General features: G+C 61.9%; 17 protein-coding genes and 1 pseudogene. All 18 read right to left on the reverse strand.

The window, feature by feature from the left end:
* Position 1: 1 nt before the first annotated feature.
* The 18 genes and pseudogenes from GDA65_12505 to GDA65_12590 all read right to left on the reverse strand — a co-directional run bounded on the left by GDA65_12505 (position 2) and on the right by GDA65_12590 (position 16,320).
* A complete protein-coding gene (locus GDA65_12505; protein ID MBA5863515.1) occupies positions 2-325 on the reverse strand; it encodes a hypothetical protein in 324 nt (107 codons plus the stop codon).
* Between the two features lie 219 nt (positions 326-544).
* Positions 545-1,060: a baseplate assembly protein gene (locus GDA65_12510; protein ID MBA5863516.1), complete on the reverse strand. Its 516-nt coding sequence runs from the start codon at positions 1,058-1,060 to the stop codon at positions 545-547.
* Positions 1,057-2,181, reverse strand: coding sequence for a hypothetical protein (locus tag GDA65_12515; GenBank protein ID MBA5863517.1), 1,125 nt, complete (start codon positions 2,179-2,181; stop codon positions 1,057-1,059). Before GDA65_12515 ends, GDA65_12510 begins: the two co-directional genes overlap by 4 nt.
* A complete protein-coding gene (locus tag GDA65_12520; protein ID MBA5863518.1) occupies positions 2,174-2,533 on the reverse strand; it encodes a LysM domain-containing protein in 360 nt (119 codons plus the stop codon). Before GDA65_12520 ends, GDA65_12515 begins: the two co-directional genes overlap by 8 nt.
* Before the next feature lie 148 nt (positions 2,534-2,681).
* Complete coding sequence (locus GDA65_12525; protein ID MBA5863519.1) at positions 2,682-3,332, reverse strand: hypothetical protein; 651 nt, start codon at positions 3,330-3,332, stop codon at positions 2,682-2,684.
* Positions 3,333-3,400: 68 nt separating this feature from the next.
* Positions 3,401-4,567, reverse strand: coding sequence for a DUF4157 domain-containing protein (locus tag GDA65_12530; GenBank protein ID MBA5863520.1), 1,167 nt, complete (start codon positions 4,565-4,567; stop codon positions 3,401-3,403).
* Positions 4,568-4,972: 405 nt separating this feature from the next.
* Positions 4,973-5,059 (reverse strand): annotated as a pseudogene (locus GDA65_12535) (DUF4157 domain-containing protein).
* A gap of 217 nt (positions 5,060-5,276) precedes the next feature.
* Positions 5,277-5,972, reverse strand: coding sequence for a hypothetical protein (locus GDA65_12540; protein ID MBA5863521.1), 696 nt, complete (start codon positions 5,970-5,972; stop codon positions 5,277-5,279).
* Positions 5,969-6,907, reverse strand: a complete 939-nt coding sequence (locus GDA65_12545) for a hypothetical protein (protein MBA5863522.1) — start codon at positions 6,905-6,907, stop codon at positions 5,969-5,971. Before GDA65_12545 ends, GDA65_12540 begins: the two co-directional genes overlap by 4 nt.
* Positions 6,865-8,859 carry a DUF4157 domain-containing protein gene (locus GDA65_12550; protein MBA5863523.1) on the reverse strand — a complete coding sequence of 665 codons (1,995 nt, stop codon included), beginning with the start codon at positions 8,857-8,859 and terminating at the stop codon, positions 6,865-6,867. The genes GDA65_12545 and GDA65_12550 overlap by 43 nt, the downstream gene beginning before the upstream one ends.
* Complete coding sequence (locus GDA65_12555) at positions 8,856-9,170, reverse strand: hypothetical protein (GenBank protein ID MBA5863524.1); 315 nt, start codon at positions 9,168-9,170, stop codon at positions 8,856-8,858. The genes GDA65_12550 and GDA65_12555 overlap by 4 nt, the downstream gene beginning before the upstream one ends.
* Entirely contained in the window at positions 9,167-11,104 is a 1,938-nt protein-coding gene (locus GDA65_12560; GenBank protein MBA5863525.1) for an AAA family ATPase, read from the reverse strand. The genes GDA65_12555 and GDA65_12560 overlap by 4 nt, the downstream gene beginning before the upstream one ends.
* A complete protein-coding gene (locus GDA65_12565) occupies positions 11,101-12,396 on the reverse strand; it encodes a DUF4255 domain-containing protein (protein ID MBA5863526.1) in 1,296 nt (431 codons plus the stop codon). Before GDA65_12565 ends, GDA65_12560 begins: the two co-directional genes overlap by 4 nt.
* Positions 12,393-13,145, reverse strand: coding sequence for a hypothetical protein (locus GDA65_12570; protein MBA5863527.1), 753 nt, complete (start codon positions 13,143-13,145; stop codon positions 12,393-12,395). Before GDA65_12570 ends, GDA65_12565 begins: the two co-directional genes overlap by 4 nt.
* Entirely contained in the window at positions 13,142-13,882 is a 741-nt protein-coding gene (locus GDA65_12575) for a phage baseplate protein (GenBank protein ID MBA5863528.1), read from the reverse strand. Before GDA65_12575 ends, GDA65_12570 begins: the two co-directional genes overlap by 4 nt.
* A 2-nt stretch (positions 13,883-13,884) precedes the next feature.
* The gene (locus GDA65_12580; protein MBA5863529.1) at positions 13,885-14,406 is read right to left on the reverse strand and encodes a phage tail protein; all 522 of its coding nucleotides are present in this window, start codon (positions 14,404-14,406) and stop codon (positions 13,885-13,887) included.
* A 14-nt stretch (positions 14,407-14,420) separates the two neighbouring features.
* Complete coding sequence (locus tag GDA65_12585) at positions 14,421-16,025, reverse strand: phage tail sheath family protein (GenBank protein MBA5863530.1); 1,605 nt, start codon at positions 16,023-16,025, stop codon at positions 14,421-14,423.
* A gap of 25 nt (positions 16,026-16,050) precedes the next feature.
* On the reverse strand, positions 16,051-16,320 hold the full coding sequence (locus GDA65_12590) for a hypothetical protein (GenBank protein ID MBA5863531.1): 270 nt from the start codon (positions 16,318-16,320) through the stop codon (positions 16,051-16,053).
* Positions 16,321-16,391: the final 71 nt, after the last annotated feature.

Below are 16,391 nucleotides of genomic sequence, written 5' to 3' on the forward strand. Positions count from 1 at the left end.
GTTACACCCCCATGACCCGGGTTTGGGTAACCGACGCGAGCAGCGGCGTGCCGGAGGGTGCGCAGATCGCCTGACTATCGATCAGCAACAGCGGCAGGCCGTTGCTCGTCACCCGGGTGGCCGCCGTGATGTATTGCGCGGTGACGCAGGGGCCGTTCGCAGCTGTCGGTGGCGGCAGCGTGCAGCCAGCCACGACAAAGAGGCTGTTCATGGCCACCGTCGGCTGCCCGCTGACGAGGACGCGTGGATTCGGCGCCACCGGCGTCGCCTGCCCCGCATGCGCACACATGACCGTCGCCCCGAGGTGAAGCAAGAATCCCGGCATCAGCTTGCCCTCCATGAATAGTTCACAGCTTGCATATAACTGTCTGCACAAACGCCACGATGATTCGCTTCTAGCCAGAAGCGGCAAATCCTTCGGCATGATGCTCAAAACGGCTGTTCAGCAAGGCCGCAGTCAGTGAAGGCCCGAGGCGTACCCTTGCGGTACGTTGAGGGCCTGAACGCAACGAGAACGCCGCTGGCGGACGTTTTCAGCATCATGCTAGATGATTGTGAGGGCGCCATTGTTAATCGTGACCGCCGGCCCCACCAACGTCACCATCGCGCCCTTGCCGTTTTGAATGTAAATCCCCGTGTCGTTCACAATGAGCGTGGCCCCGGTCGCACTCTTCAGCATGATCCCTCCTGTTGGACCCGGTACGTCGCTGATCACGATCGCATTCTGTGCCCCCGTCTGCAGGACGATGTTCGGGCTAGCCGGAATCCCGGCCAATGCCAGGACCGGCACTTCGGCGACGCTGCCATACCAACAGCCGCTCCAGATCGGGTAGTCGATATTCCCCTGCTCGAACTCGACCCAGACGCCCGCACCGATTTGCGGCAGCATGTAGGCGCCCATTTGTTTGCCGCTCGTGGGAAAACAGGGCATGGCCCACGAGGTCGGAATCAACCCGGCGACATCCGGCACCTGGACCTGCAACCTCCCCATCTGCATAGGATCGATATTGTTTAAGACCGTGCCGCGATACTTGCCGTAGTATTTTTGCGCGTCGCTCATACCGGCACCAGCGGCGTGAGAGAGACCAATCCGTTCCGCGTGAGACGAAAACTTTGTTTACAACTCCCGCGCTTGATCGTCGTCGTCACGCTGTCCACGTAATACAAACCGTCAAAAGCCAACCCGGCGCCACGCACCCCGACCAGGCCGCGCGCCGTCAAGAGCCGCCCATACCGCGCGACATCGAGGGACCCGCTCCCCGTCACCGCGTCCATCGATTCGCTCGATGCCTTCAGCCCCTCGTTGAGCGCCTCCGGCGCGGACAGTTTTCCCGTGGCCTTCAGCATCGACAGTTTTGTCACCGGGGGACCGACCAGGCCCAACGGCGGCTGTAACGGGTTGATGTCGGGAATCGGAATGGGAATAGGCACCTTGGTCAACGCGTTGTGAATCATCACGATGGGCAGGTCCTTCTTCGTCGAGTTGAACTGAAAAGCGAGCGACTCCACATTGCGATCGAAATCCATATCGACATTGAGCGCCGGTTGTGGAACGCCCACCTTCAATTGCGGCCCCCAATAGGCCGTGTTCGTGCCGGGCACGGGACCCGGATCGATGTAGAACACATAGCCGGCAGCTTCCGCCAATTGAAGGATGTAATTGAGATCTGTGCCCTGCTGCGATGGAATCCGCATCGTGGGGATCGGCACATCAAACCCGATCGGCGGGATGGCCAACGGAATCACGCCGAAGACGGCATACTTTGCCAGGATCGTCGTGACGCGAAGATTGGCCGGCATGGCGGGGAACGGCAATCCGTCGAACGCTTGCAGATCCATGACCTTGGTAAGATCCTCGCCGGTGATCGTCAGCGTCGACTCTCCCGGCTTGTCGCCGGAGGTGATTTCCTGGTTGGTGATGACCCCGTCCATCAGCACGTGGGGAATCAAATTGATGGTCGCCACCAGAATCACGCGCATCAGCGGCGTCCGCGTCGCCGCAACCAGGAATGCCTGCTGCAGAGGCGACTTGTTCTGAATCGTGAACTGCAACTGAAACCCGCCGGCCATGCCGGTCGCGCTGGTCACCTGCACCTCGGTCAGCGCATCCAGCACCGGCTGGGGAACGGGAAACGGGACCACCGGCCCCGCCAGCATTGTCAGATGGACACCCTTAAGCACCGGGAACCCCCGTGACACCTTCCGGCAATGCGATGTGCACCACCATATCTAACCGTTCGACCAACGCGTCCGGCCGGACCGCATCGTTCGCATCGCACAAGCGCCAATATTGCTCCGGATCGCCAAGATACGTGCTGGCGAGATGGTCCAGCCGCTCACCGGCCACCACGCGATGTTCCTGCACGACGGTAAACCGGTCGCTCGCCGGCACGAATCGCCGCCGCAAATGCACCACCATGGTCCCGTCACTCCCGACGACCGACGTAGTCTTCACCCCGTAGTACCGACTCGTCGGCGGGAAAGGATTGGGTTTGAGCGCACTGTCCAATAGTGTCTGTAGTGGATCGGCCATTGTGGACTCCAAGTAGCTATCAGCTCCGAGTCGTATTTCGTATTTCGTATTTCGTGAAGGACGCGTTCCAGCTTTTCTGAGCGACGCGTCACGCTTCACGAACGACGCTCCCTTCCAGCCATCAGCCCTGCACCACGCTAAGACCCATTCACGGAATCCCCGTCAGTCCGAGCGCCCCCAACGTGCCGCTGTGCGCCTTCGCGCGCAGCCCTTCCTTTTGTTGCAGATAACTCATGAACAAGCTGCCTGCCTTATGCGTAAATCCCACATCGTCGATGGACAACACCCGCATGCCCAGGCTCACCTTCGCGCGGATAGGATTGAGGTTCGGATCGAATGCCTCCTCCGTCACACTGAAATCGGTCAACCGCACGGGAATGACGCGGTGTTGCCCAAAGACAAACAGCGGCAAGGCGGTCTCCATCGGAAGAATTTCGAGCGTGCCCAGACTGGACAACGTATGGTTCGTGGTCAATTGTGCCGTGCTGGGATACAGCAGGGTTTCGAGGGCTGCGAGCTGGGGAGAGATACCGGCGTCTCCAACCGTGCGGTCTCCGGCTTCCATGTCGTCGGTGGCGTCGATTTCCGCCTCCAGCTTGATGGTCTCCACCGCTGGCCCCTTCAGCCGGAGCGCTTCGGACCGATCTCCTCCCTCACTCACTCCCTGTATTTGAAGGCTGCGGCTGAGTGACTCCGGGTTGTATTGAAGCGCGATGATCCGTTGAACCTGCGCGGTGGCCGGATCGATCAGCACAATGCCACCCTTGAGGAGTTTGGGGGAACCGGTAAAGGATGTCATGGGTGCCACGCCTCTCAGCTCATCATGTGCGACGCATCATCCGATCGCCGTCTTTCCCGAAGCAACCTTTAGGGCAGAATCATTCCGCTTCCGGCAGCCACTGCACGAATCACCGCCTGCGAAACCTGAAACATCGTGCCCTTCCCTGCAAGGTCTTTGGGACAGGCTGTCCCCACGCAAAACGGCACGGTGCCCTTCACTCCCGTTAATTTACGAATCTCGGCAAAGACACTGTTGTCGAGAGTCTTCACGCAGCCGCTGCTGACGGCGTCGTGCGGATTGCCACCGTGCAGATAAAACCCGTCCCGTCGCTTTCGCACGCCTTCCGGTGTGACGACCGTCTTCGACCCCTGGATCTTGATCCGCTTCGGTCCCCAACAATCCTGAGGCGTGTAACACTGTTGCGCCGGGTTGTCTGCCGTCGGGCATGGCACGTTGCAATAGTGGGCGCCCTCACAGGGACTCGGATCGGTGCTGGTGATTTCCTGATATCCGCTTCCGATCCCAGCCGCTCCGCAGACGCCCGCTTGAATCGAAGACACCACCGCTCGCGTCACTCCCGGCTGAATTGCATAGCTTCCCGTGGGAATGGGTCCGACGCTCGGTTCATTTTCTCCATGCCCCGGGTGACCGGAGACTGCCGGAGCGACATAGGTCGGATTGCCCGCATTGAGCACAATCACCCGGCCGCTTTGCCCGCCCGTATAGCCGACAAGGTCGTCCTTATGACGCTGAATCGTCGATGCAGGTCGGCCACCCTGCTGAATGACGTGGGTGAGCTCATGCGCGAGCAGATGGCGGCCTGCACTCGTACCGGGCGAGTACTGCCCCGAGCCGAAGACCACATTTTTGCCGACCGTGTAGGCCAGGGCATGCACCCCGCGCGCCGACGCCGCTGCTGCCGCATCGTCATGCACCCGCACGTCACCGAAATCGTGGCCGAAGCGTGACGCGAAAAACTCGCGCGTCGACGCATCTAAGGGACGACCCGGCGACGCGAGGACATTCTGGACCGACGACAGGGACCCTGCCGATTGTGGCGTCTGCGAGGCTGCCTTCCGCTGCGCGACCGCCGGCGGGCCAACCGGTGCGCCAGGCGGGTGCGGCTTCGACGACTTCGCGCTCTTACACTCACGCTTCGTCAGCACCAACAATCCATCCGGACAGTGGTAATCGTAAAAACACAAGGGGGTCGCAGGCGGCGGAGTTTCCGTGGCAATTTGGCCCGGCCCCATCCCGACCACGATGTCAGCCGCCCGCACGATCACTCTCATCACCAACCCGTCGCTGAAATGGACGAAGCAGCCGTAATTGCCGTTGGCGATGGGCGGTTCGCACCGGATTTTCTCCACCGTTGCCTGTGACGGCGGCGTGATGTCGTGCTGGACATAATTCTCAGCGGCCCGTTTGCTGATGCTTTCGGGGTCGGCCCGCCAGCTCGGGCAACGGCTTCCACCGTCGTCGAGAGAGCCATCCTTAGGCGCCGCTCCGCCGGAGGCCGATTGTTCTCCAGCCGGTGCCGATTCCTTTCCAGCTTCGTCTGCGCGTTGCATGGTTCCCTCACCCGTCTGACGACCACTGTCCTCGACAAACCGTTGGATCACAGGTTCCGACTGCAGAGGTTGCGCCTGCGCGCTCGCATCAGGCATCCGCATGACCTGCGCCGCCACCCGATCCGCTTCCTGTTCGAATTGGTCGCCCGGTTCGTTGACCCGCAACTTGGTTTGCAGCGAGTGGCCGAGCATCTTCTTTTTCTCGCACTCCGAACAGGCGCCGGTCAGATTACTCGTCCCGCCGCAGGCACATTGACGTTGCAGAAGACCGACGTGCAGAGCCCCGGTCCGTACGGTATCCGGCCGCTGCTGACTCGCTTCCGTTCTCATAGGGGCGACCTATGCCCGTCCCACTGCCATCCCCATGGCGCCCGCTTCCGTCTGCTCCGCCTCATGCGGGCGCCTCTTCCATCCCATACCGGGACGCGTTCACATAGAGATGTCCGAACAATTCCGGGAACAACACCTCATACTGTCGAAGGTCTTCTTCTAGGTGTCGCACCGCGTCCATCGGTACCACCGTGCGGTGGATGGGCTGCTGATCGGCCAACGTCACGGCGGTCAGATCTATCCCCTGTGCATTGATCGCCACCGTCACCCACTCCCAGGGGCCATGCATGAAGAGTTGTCCGACGAGATCGCGGCTGAGGCCAAGTTTCAGACATTCCAATGCGCGATCATCGATGCCATGGCGCAATGCCAGCAGCTTCTCCACGAATTGCTCCCGTCCGAAACAGATACGCCGCCGCACTGCGGCTGCCTGCTCACGAATGACGGCGGGTGGACGTTCGAAAAATTCTCGCGAGAAAATCCGGTCCGCCTCGGCCTCCAACTCGACAAACTGGCCTCGCCGCTCCCACGGATACCGGACCAGCCAAATACCGCCAGGCAGATCGCTATACAACAGCGGCGGATCGGCCAGGTAGCGCTGCCCGCAAGCCAGGCAAGACACTTCCCCCCAGGTGCCGTCGGTGATCCGTTGTACCGCCGTTTTGATGCGTGCCCCGTTCACGCTCACAAACACCTTCTCCTCCTGCTCCACACCGCAGGTGGGACAGCGGAGGCGTTGGACGACGCAACGGCTCATACGAAATCCGCATACCCTTTCAGAACGGGATCACCCTCGGCGCGAATCCTGACCCCGAGATAGGACAGCTCTGTGCGGCCGGCCGCCTCGCAGAGATGCCGCAGGCGTGCTTCCGTCTGCCTGAGACGAGCCCCATCGAGGAGCCCCGCCGCGACGACCGGAGCAACGCCCGGATAGTCAACCTTCAGGGACGGATCCGTGCCGTCTTCGGACACCGCGAGGGACACGAAGAGCGTATGCGCGAGCTGTCGTGACGACAATCGATCGTGATAAGTCGCCCAGCGGCCCTCAGCCGACGGTTGTCCCGCAAAGCGCCGCATGGCCCGCTGCAATCGCCCAAAGACCTGTTCATGCGATGCGGGCGTGACATACTGAGAAAAATACAGTTTGTAATGAATCGGCCTACCCGGCCGCATCACGGCGGATACAAAGTGAACCGTATCCTTTCCCAACAACGCGCCCAGTTCACGAAGATCATCCAGCGCAACGGTGGTGCCCGCCGATTGAGCCACGATCTTTAACGCCTCGTGGAGCTTGGGTCGACGGCGATAATAGACGGCCGCCTGCCGATCGACTCCTGTCGCATGGCCACACCATTCAAGTTTCAGGAAGCATCGCTTGTGCTCGAAGGCACCAGCCACACGAGCCTGGACGAAGGCCGCCTCATCCCCCAGATCCCACTGTCGCAGCAGGCCTTGAATCCGGTCAGTGAAGCCGGAGCCCTCGCCGCGCAGCAGGAGACCGGCCAACGAATGGTCGGTCGCGGCAATGAGTTCCCCGTACTGTTCGAATTCCGGCAAGAGGATGGACTCCAGACCCGCCACCTCTTCGACGGCATTCGGCATGATCCCGCCGAGCAGCCGGGCACAGGTCCCAAGCCTAAGTCCCAGGGCTACTTCGCCGGATGGACCACGGTGTCGAAGAACTGCTTCCAATTGGGCACTCCCTTCAATTTGTCCCCGCGCTTCGGTCCTGAGCCTTCTTCATAGTAGGCTTCGTACATCTCCGCAAAGAATTCCGGGTGGCCGAAGAGCGAATAGTCGGTCAATCGTTTGTCCTGCACCACCAGGTTGTAGACGTAGAATTCGTGGTAGTAGGTGCTCCAACTGAAGTAGCAGGCGCCGAACTTCCTGACGCTGCCGAGATGTTGGTACACCTTATCCTTCTTGCCGGCTAAATCCTTGGCCGCTTCAATCATCGGGACGTCATCATTCCAATAGGTTTGGATCGGATGCGTCTTGTCGGTGTCCTTGCGCAGTCCCTTGCTGCCGTCGCCATTCACGTAGGCGTCGAGCAACGCATTGATCTTCAGCCGGTCCGCCAGAGGCACATCTTTGCCGCCCTTGCGCTTCCAGGGATCGGTCATGTGCGTTTCCCACATCGTGGATGTCTTCGACCAATCCCAGCCATTCGTGGAGTTCTTCTTGAATGTCTCGGTGGAGGAGCCCAGGTAATCGTCCATGGCATGGCCGACCTCATGTCTCGTCAATCCGGCGATATCCGAATGCTCCATGCCGACCTCGATAAACGGATTCGCCCAGTAGCCGGTGCTGCCTTCGATCAGGCGGAAGCCCGACAACTCACCCTTCTGGATGCCGGGCACATCTTGATCGGCCCGCACCACATGCCCCTCAGGAACCTGTCTGAGCGCGACATTGAGCCGCCGAATCATCTCGACCGTCCAGACCGGCGCCTTCTTTTCCTTGCCCGCCTTCGATTGACTCGAAATGTTCCAGCGCGCCTCAAACGCGGCTTGTACCCGTGCCAGCTTCTTGTCGTGGTTGATCTGGGTGTTGGTATCCGTCGCCACGGATTCCTGCATCTCATGTCCGCGAGCCAGATGCGCAATGATGTTCTTGACGACATCATAGCCAAGCGCCTCGAAATGATCGCAGGCTTCATTCACCGTGTCGGGAAAGAGCAGCAGAGCATGATAGGTGTCGCGAATATTGATCGCCGCTTCGTTGAAGAACGCCTTCGTGATGATAGCCTGCGCCTGCCCCAACTCGTCGTCCGACAGCTCATCGCGCAACTCCATGAGCATCGTGCTGCTTTCCATCTGGCGTTTGAGTTCGAGCGCCGGCGTCGATCGGAGCGCTTCAAAGATCCCTTCTTCGTCGGTCCCCCATCCCTCCGACGCGGCATGCACGCGCGATTCAGCAGTCGCGCCGAGCAGTCCCAGCACGGTTCCCCACTCCCCGCGCGACAAATCATCCTGCAACTCCTGCATCAGCACCGGATCGCCCAGCACGGCTTTTTTTTCTTCTTCCCCGGCAATGCGCAATCGCGCATAAATCGCTTCTTCATCCGTCCCCCAGCCTTCAATCGCTTCGCGCAGGTCCTCCTTGATCGCACGATGAATGACACCCGGCTCCGACATCGGCTGGCACGCGGACGGAAGTCCGAGCGCCAATCGTTGTACACTCACCTCCGCCGCCTGTTCCGCAGCCGAATCCGGCCGGCTCACCCGGAACGATCCCGCGAGGGACGGCGTTCCTGACTGTTGCGCCACGTGAGCCAGCTCATGAGCGAGGAGGTCCCGGCCTTTGGGGCTGGCCGGAGCATAACGCCCCGGCCCGAACACGATATGCTCGCCGACGGTGTAGGCATCTGCGAGCAGCGAATCAGCCGACTCAGCCGCACGCGCATCCGTATGAACCCGAACCCGCCCGAAATCATGTCCGAAACGCGGCTCGAACGCCGTCCGGGAGGTGTCGTCCAACGGCATCCCTGCGGATCGCAACACGCCGCTCACGAGGTCGCCGGTCGGCTGCGGCCCTGACGTCTGAGCTGAAAACGCCGACAGGCCGCTTGACGCGGCAGCCGGCTGACGCCCCTTCCCGGATGGGTCTTTGGTCTGTGAGGCGGCCGCCCGTCGATCACTCATGTCGATGACCCCTGTCCCGGCGCTGAATCGGTTGCCGACGGCCTGGCCACCCGGCCGTCTTGCGACCAGTGACCGGCAATCGCACGCCCCATCGCCCTCCCGATTGCTTGCCCCCTCATCTCCCCCGCCACCTGAATGTTGCCGAGACGGAGACGCGGCGCGCTGCCGGTAGCGCCGAGCCGCTCTGCCATTCCCGGTTCAGAGAGCCATTGCGCCAAGTGCTCCCTGAGCCCTTCCCCAATCGCATGCCGGTCTTCGAAACGGAAGCCCTTGAGGACGAGGCGGTCGATGTTTACGATGACCCGCTTCATACCCACCCCCTGGTTTCGGCGTCGGAGAGCGGGCGTTCACGCTTTGCCGCCTCGGTATGCGCAGCCTGCAGAAGATGCCGCATCCCCACCGCCGCCCCTTCATCCGCCGCCAGGAACGCGGCATTCAAGGCGATGCTGCGGATATTTCCCCCGGACATGCTCAGCCTGGCGAGTTTGGCGTAATCGAGTGGCTCCAACGGCGCGGCAGCGGGAAAGATGCGACTCCAGATCAATTCCCGCTGATGCTGGTCCGGAAAGGGAAACTGCACCACGAAACTGAGGCGGCGCGAGAACGCAACATCAAGCGCCGCCTTCATGTTGGTCGTCAGAATCGCGAGGCCGCGATAGGCCTCCATCCGTTGCAACAGATAACTGACTTCGATATTCGCGTAGCGATCATGGCTGTCGCGCACTTCGCTCCGTTTTCCGAACAGCGCATCGGCTTCGTCGAACAACAGCATCGCCCCGCTGGTTTCGGCGGCATCGAACACGCGCCGCAGGTTGCGTTCCGTCTCGCCGATGTATTTGCTGACGACCCCGGAAAGATCGATGCGATACACATCAAGACGCAGCTCATTCGCCAGAACTTCCGCCGCCATGGTCTTGCCCGTCCCGCTTTCACCCGCAAAGAGGGCCGTGATGCCAAGGCCGCGCACGCCCTTCCCGGCGAAGCCCCATTGTTGATAGACCATCAGTCGGTGTTTCGCGTGCGCCGCAATTTGTCGCAGCGTCCGCTGCTGCGCCTCCGGCAAGACCAGATCGTTCCATCCCGCGACCGGGTCCAGGCGCTGCGCCAGATCCTCCAGGCGGGAACGGCTCACACTGCGGCAGGCCTTCCACAAGGCACTGTCCGCCTGGCTGCCGGATTCAGCCACGTCGCGGAGCCCGGCGCCGGCGATGGCAATCGCTCTGGCACTCAACGAAAACTGGGACGCCACACCGTCCAACATCCCGTTCATGCGGACCGTGGCCGGGCCCAGCACCTGTTGCCACAATTGCTTTTGCTCAGCGCCGTCCGGCTTGTTCACCGTGAATCGGATGGTTGCCCGTTTGCATGAAGGGACATCGCGACCGGCGATAAACAACGGGCTCCCGCTGCGGTCGGCGAGATACGCGACCGCTTTCGCGGGTGTTCCGTCCTGGCAGTGGATCAACAGAATCGCGCCGAGCAAGGCCGCCTCGCGTTGCCACAACGTCGCGAAGGCATCGGCCTCTGCCGGACTGCCCGGCAAGTCCTCGGCCTGCGCGCGGTACAACTGTACGTGCAAATGAACCGCCACCTCCGCCGCCACATCAGCCTGTCCATCCACATCGTCGCCTGACAGCAGGACCACAGGATAGGAGGACGATGGTTCCCGCAAACGCTCCAGTAGCGACTGGCAAATGTGCCGATGCGTCCCGGCCATGACCTGCGGAGCGGGAACCGGACTGAGCAGCGGCTGCAGGCGTGGATCGAGGTAGTTGACGCCGGCCAGATAATGGAGCACCCGTTCGTCGATGCGCAGTCTTCCGTTCACCAGTCCGGCACTGTCGTCGACTTCCAGCAGGCGCCACCGGCGCAACGGCGCCATCGCCGCCAGCGCGCTCCAGTGCGAATGCTCCAACGCCGCCAGGGCCAGGCCGAACGTCGCCTGGGGCCGCGGCGCTTGCGATTGCCCCAATGCCGCGGCGCACACACGCCCGAGGTCGGCATCCATTTCCACTCCGGCGGCCAGGAGCAGGAGATCCCGCTCGAAGGCGCTCAGACCGAATAGCCCGGACAGGGTATCGATGGCGGCCGGAGCAGAAAGTTCCGCATCTGCCGCCTCCACCCGCGCTGCGACCACCCGTTCATCATGCTCAGCGCCCAGCCGCAGTTTCAGACGGGAAAACTCAGCCACCAGATAGGCTTGATTCGCATCGCACCATGCTGCGGAGGTCGCGGCGGTCTTCATGTGATCGTCACCCGATAGTTGAAAAAGGCCGGCGGAACGGCTGACCGGTTGATGATCGGACTCTCGATGCCATCAACTCGTATCCGAAGCAGAAACTCTCCCGCCTGCGCGTCGGGGACGGGAACCGTCAACGTCCCCGTTGCCACGGTAACGGGCCCGATTGGAACCTCACGGGTTCCCAACAGCAACGAGGCCGACTGCCCCGGCTGAATCTGCGGTTGCACCGTGAGCGCCAGAGTGGCCACTCCGCTGCCGTCCCGCGCGACCGCAATCGGCATCGCCGTCGTGATCTCCGGTCCGATTACCAATGCCAGGGCATTGCTGGCGCGTGGATCGGATTCACCGGGACGGATGACCTGCAGCGCAACCTGATACACCCCGGCCGGCACGATGGGCACCGTGAAGGAAGCCAGGCTGCCCCCTCCCCCTGCGGCCGGCAGCGACTGTTCGATGCCGAACCGGCTGTTCGAGAGCAGGGCTGTGCGATTCGTGCCATCGAGGTGATGCCCCGTGAGTTCGACGGTCGCGCCGATCGTAGCTGCCGGCTGCCCGCTGGCCGCAGCCACGGTCTGAATGGTCGGAAACGGCGGGAGCAGATCGGCCTGCACCACCACGCCCCGCTCCAAGTGCGTGACTGGATCAACCGGCCCCCGAGTGAGCACCGGCAGAGTCGGCCTGGTCGGTTTGCTGGATTCAATAAGCACGACTGTCGCGACGTAGGCCGCGGAAGGCCGGTAATGGGACTGCACGGCGGTCCAAAGTTTCGACATTTCCTCGCTGCTGAGAGGGTCCGGGACGAGTTTGATCTGTTCCACCTGGTCGGCCAACCCGCATTCCGCCAAGGCCCGAAGCGCCGGTGGCAGATTGGTATCGACCGATGGCGACGGCGTCAAGGCCGTCGTAATGGCTTTTCGATCCAGCACCGGCACCTCATGGAGCAACTGTATGGCGTACCCCAGCAGAATTTCACTCCCCAATTCTTCCGCGCTGTACGCGCTCAGCAGATAATGGAGATCGAGCGCCAGCGGCGGATTGCTGAGGCGCTGCTGGCCCGATCCGTCGCGGGAGGGCAACGCGTGATTGCGCCAGCCGGTATTGAAGGTGACTTGATGGAGAAAGAGATTCAGCTGGGTGCTCTCGGTTCCATTGACCGGCACCACACGATCCGGCGGCAAGGCGCTCACCGTGACGGTGCTGCCCAAGAGGCCGCTCACGTTGTGGTTGATCAAGCCATCGTTGAGCAGATCCCGAAGGACGGCCGTGACACCCGCAATGGCCAGTGCACTGCTCACGCTTTTCCTCCCTGACGACGAGTCAGATATTCTTCCAACGACATCGCCGGCCGGCGAGAGCCCGATTTCCGCTTCGTCTCGGGCGTGGTGGACACGGCCGTCACCTCGATACGCCCGATCGTGACTTGCACGGGAGGCTCCTCATTCAGCTGCCCCTGTTTGGGCCCTTGTCCCGATTGTTCGGCCGGCCGCAGCGAGGGCGGAGCCGACAGAACGGGTGACTGCTGCATTGGCGAGGGCCGGACCAACGGCGGCGGAGGCGTCATGAGAGGACCCGCCGCCGCCTCTGTCCAACCAGGTCGTTCAGGACGGTTCTCCGCCGGCCGACGGTTCGGTTCCGGTCCAGAAGAAGCCACAGGCAGTGAGCGGGTACGGAGTGGAGGCTGCAGTTCAATACTCGTGGCTTCGCTTCTGGCGGCGCGACCTTCCGCCCTGGTTGCCGTGGGCGATGTCTCAGCCACGTGCGGCGGCTGGACGACAGGAGCGGCCTGGATTCGACCCACCGGAGTCTCTGCGGGCAACGGTGCATCGATGGCTGAGGCTGATGGCGTGGCGGCAGCGACGCGACTGGGCGCCTCGGGCGCCCGCCTAAAAACCTCTACTGGAGCAGACTCCGTCATCGCCGACTCATCGATGATCGAGAAGCCCTGCGAACCCGATGCCGGGGCAAACATCGAAGGAGTGCGCGGCTGAACCATCGCCACGGTCCCGGTCTGTCGCTCCACAAGCCTGGTCAAAAAATCACTCATGACAGGGCCATCTCCACATACAGCCCCCGACGCTGCGCACTCATGCGAAGGATCTCTCCTTCCGTCCATCCGTAGGTACGGGCCAGGAGATCGACTTCCTGCACCAATCGCCGGCTTCGCGCATGGAGTTCATTCCAGAAGAACGTCACGATATCAAACAATGCCTGCCACTGCTGCCCGCACATCTCGCATCGCACATCGATGAGCACTTCAGCCAGCGGATCCAGTTCGCCCAAACGTCCGGCTAGCGCAGCTCCATCAGCGTCGTCCCACGCCGCCGCCTCGGCATCCACAGCCCCTCTGCGAACGCAGCGGGACAGAATGATCCGCCGCGCCTGCTCCGGATTGGCGGCAGTGATCGCCAGCGCCAGATCCCGGCTGTTCGGCCTGCGCAGTTCAACGGAGCGGCCGTCCTGCTCCACGGCCGTCCAGGTCGCCTCCGATGTGACCACCGACGCCAGGAGCTCGGTGCATGACAGTTCGAATTCGAGCCCGTTGCGACAGGCCGGACATTCCGCGTAGGCCTCGATGCGATCCCCGATGGTGTGCCGCCGAAGCTCCAGCACACAGGCATCACGCTGCCCGATCGTCCATTCGCAGAGCGCTTCAAACGATTGACCGGGACAGGCGAGTCGCAGCAACAGCAATGCCCGGTCGAGGGGATGCCGCCCCTCTCCCTGTTCCCACACCTCCAGCATGGCGGCGGCAGACAGGCCCTGGACAGGTTGCTGCATCATGCTCATGGTTCCGTAAAGGTGGGTTCAGACGGTTCGACGACTTCGTAGTCGCGTTCCCAACCTTCGTTTTCGAGCTTGAGGGTCTGAATCGCCACGGCGTTGGCATTGGCATCGAGATCCGGTTGCGCTTGATACTCCGAGACCCAACAACGAAAGACCTTGTACGCGATCGCCAATTGTCCGGCCTCGTTGTACAGCTCGATGATAATGTCCTTCCGGAAATCCTTCAGCGACACCTCCGCGCCCAACCCGGAGCCGAAATTCCAGATCTTGTTCGCCCATTGCTCAAAAGCCGTATCGTGCGTGACGCCCCGTTCGAGCGTAATGGCCTCGAACTTGGTGCGGCCGGGCGACTTGCGGCTGCTGCTGGGATCTCCACCTTCCCGATGTTCAACGACCTCAGTGGACCGCTTGAGGGAGCCGACTTTGCTGACGCCGGCCACGTAGCGCCCATCCCATTTGACGCGAAACTTGAAATTCTTGTACGGATCGAATCGAGTCGTGTTCACGGTGAACTGCGCCATGGTCTCTCCTTTGGTTAGCTCGCAATCTGGCCAGCCATCTGTTGCAGCTTAATGACGACAAATTCGGCTGGCTTGAGCGGTGCGAACCCGACGACGATGTTGACGATGCCGAGATTGATGTCATTCTGAGTGGTCGTCTCCTTGTCGCACTTGACGAAGTAGGCATCGCGCGGCGCGGTGCCCTGAAACGCACCCTGCCGAAACAGATTGTGCATGAAGGCTCCGAGGTTCAGCCGGATCTGGGCCCAGAGCGGTTCGTCATTCGGTTCGAACACGACCCACTGCGTCCCGCGATAGAGACTCTCTTCGAGAAACAGGGCCAACCGGCGGACAGGAACGTATTTGTATTCATCCGCCGCCGCGTCAGCCCCTCGCATGGTCCGCGAACCCCACACCACCCGCCCGTGCACCGGGAAGGTCCGCAGGCAGTTGATGCCCAGCGGATTCAGCAACCCGTTTTCTGCATCCGTCATATCAAGTTGCAGCCCGGCTACCCCGTTCAATGAGGCATCAAGCCCAGCCGGCGCCTTCCAGACTCCGTGCTGACTATCTGTGCGGGCCATGACTCCGGCAATCACCCCGCAGGGCACGAACATGTCGATCTGCCCGCCGAGTTGCGAATCCGCCTGCCTGATGCGCGGAAAGTAGATCGCCGCATTACGCGCCATGTCTCCGTTCAGATTCATGCCCGCCGCCCCGCTTTGCGCCGCGCTCACTGTCGCCCAGGCCGCCTTGGGATCGACGATCAACATCGCCCGGCGTTTCACGCAGTACCCCAGTGCTTCCTGGTACACGTCATCGGGCACATCGCCGCCGCGAGCATCCGGCAGCACGCAGAGCAGATTGAAAAGATCGACTTTCTCTAACTGATACAAGCCGGTCTTGGACGATTGGCTTCCCTTGTAGGTCGCAGCATCGAGCGCCGCGCTATCAACCGCCACATCCGCCGGCGCCGCATTCTTGGCGGCCGTGGACTTGGTGTTGGCCGTCCAGACATCGGCATCTACCAACGCCCCGGCATGGGCCGCGGGCGACGTGTTGGCAGGCAGGATCGACGTCACGCGCACCTGCGTCGACTCGGCCGCCAGCACCCGGTCCGCGCGCCGCGCGCTTTCTTTAGTCGTCAAATTCAAGAAGGTTTCGATGACGCCGGTCCCCGCGTCGCGTATGGTCAGATCAAAGAGGTCGGCCGGCTGCACGCCCAGCCGCGTGGCCACCGCGATCAGGTTCGGATCAGTGACGATCTTCTTGTCAACGCGCACGCGCACCTGCATGCCCCACGCGCCTTCGGAGGCAGCCTGCAATGTTAAATTGGGTACTTCATAGGTCGCCTTGCTGGCGCTGCCACCGGTTGCCCTGTAGAGCCGCACGACCACGGCCTGCCCGCCGCCATTGAGAAAAAAGTCGCGCACCGCGTAGCTCAGGGTGAAATCGCGATGGAGACCGCCGAAGATCCGCTCGTAATCCGCGAAACTCGTGATGGTGACCGGCTGATCCGTCGGGCCTCGCAGTGCCTTGCCGATCAACCCGGTGATCGATGTCGCCACGCCTGTGATGGTGCGTACTCCGCTCGGCAATTCCTCGATGTACACACCCGGATAGGTTGGTTGCACTGGCATACTCTTCCTCCTCGGCTGAGAACATTCACTTCGGCTGTCCGTTCTGAGTCACGAATTCACGGATCTCGTTCAAGTGCGCGTGATTCACGCTGTAGATCGGCTGATTCGACGTGGCCCGCTTGACAATCCATCCGCGTGTCACGAGGGCTTCCAACGCCTCCATCGCGAGACGTTCGTCCGGACAAGGCTTGGCAATCCACCAATTGAGGACGCCTGCTCTGGTGTCCTTCGCCCCGGGATGGCGAACCAGATAGTCGAGAATGCTGTATCTGAGAACTGCATCCAGTGATTCCATCCGGATCTGTCCCCGGGGACGCTACGCGCCGTGGCTCGAAGATCGGAACGAGCAAAAGCAATGCCACTAGG

It is taken from the genome of Nitrospira sp. CR1.1 (assembly GCA_014055465.1).
Lineage (GTDB): Bacteria > Nitrospirota > Nitrospiria > Nitrospirales > Nitrospiraceae > Nitrospira_A.

What these genes read in the sequence shown, in the direction of transcription:
- GDA65_12505 (MBA5863515.1), bottom strand. Translation starts at nt 325, where the DNA reads ATGCCGGGATTCTTGCTTCACCTCGGGGCGACGGTCATGTGTGCGCAT.
- GDA65_12510 (MBA5863516.1), bottom strand. Translation starts at nt 1,060, where the DNA reads ATGAGCGACGCGCAAAAATACTACGGCAAGTATCGCGGCACGGTCTTA.
- GDA65_12520 (MBA5863518.1), bottom strand. Translation starts at nt 2,533, where the DNA reads ATGGCCGATCCACTACAGACACTATTGGACAGTGCGCTCAAACCCAAT.
- GDA65_12525 (MBA5863519.1), bottom strand. Translation starts at nt 3,332, where the DNA reads ATGACATCCTTTACCGGTTCCCCCAAACTCCTCAAGGGTGGCATTGTG.
- GDA65_12530 (MBA5863520.1), bottom strand. Translation starts at nt 4,567, where the DNA reads ATGGGGCCGGGCCAAATTGCCACGGAAACTCCGCCGCCTGCGACCCCC.
- GDA65_12540 (MBA5863521.1), bottom strand. Translation starts at nt 5,972, where the DNA reads ATGAGCCGTTGCGTCGTCCAACGCCTCCGCTGTCCCACCTGCGGTGTG.
- GDA65_12550 (MBA5863523.1), bottom strand. Translation starts at nt 8,859, where the DNA reads ATGAGTGATCGACGGGCGGCCGCCTCACAGACCAAAGACCCATCCGGG.
- GDA65_12555 (MBA5863524.1), bottom strand. Translation starts at nt 9,170, where the DNA reads ATGAAGCGGGTCATCGTAAACATCGACCGCCTCGTCCTCAAGGGCTTC.
- GDA65_12560 (MBA5863525.1), bottom strand. Translation starts at nt 11,104, where the DNA reads ATGAAGACCGCCGCGACCTCCGCAGCATGGTGCGATGCGAATCAAGCC.
- GDA65_12570 (MBA5863527.1), bottom strand. Translation starts at nt 13,145, where the DNA reads ATGAGTGATTTTTTGACCAGGCTTGTGGAGCGACAGACCGGGACCGTG.
- GDA65_12575 (MBA5863528.1), bottom strand. Translation starts at nt 13,882, where the DNA reads ATGATGCAGCAACCTGTCCAGGGCCTGTCTGCCGCCGCCATGCTGGAG.
- GDA65_12580 (MBA5863529.1), bottom strand. Translation starts at nt 14,406, where the DNA reads ATGGCGCAGTTCACCGTGAACACGACTCGATTCGATCCGTACAAGAAT.
- GDA65_12585 (MBA5863530.1), bottom strand. Translation starts at nt 16,025, where the DNA reads ATGCCAGTGCAACCAACCTATCCGGGTGTGTACATCGAGGAATTGCCG.
- GDA65_12590 (MBA5863531.1), bottom strand. Translation starts at nt 16,320, where the DNA reads ATGGAATCACTGGATGCAGTTCTCAGATACAGCATTCTCGACTATCTG.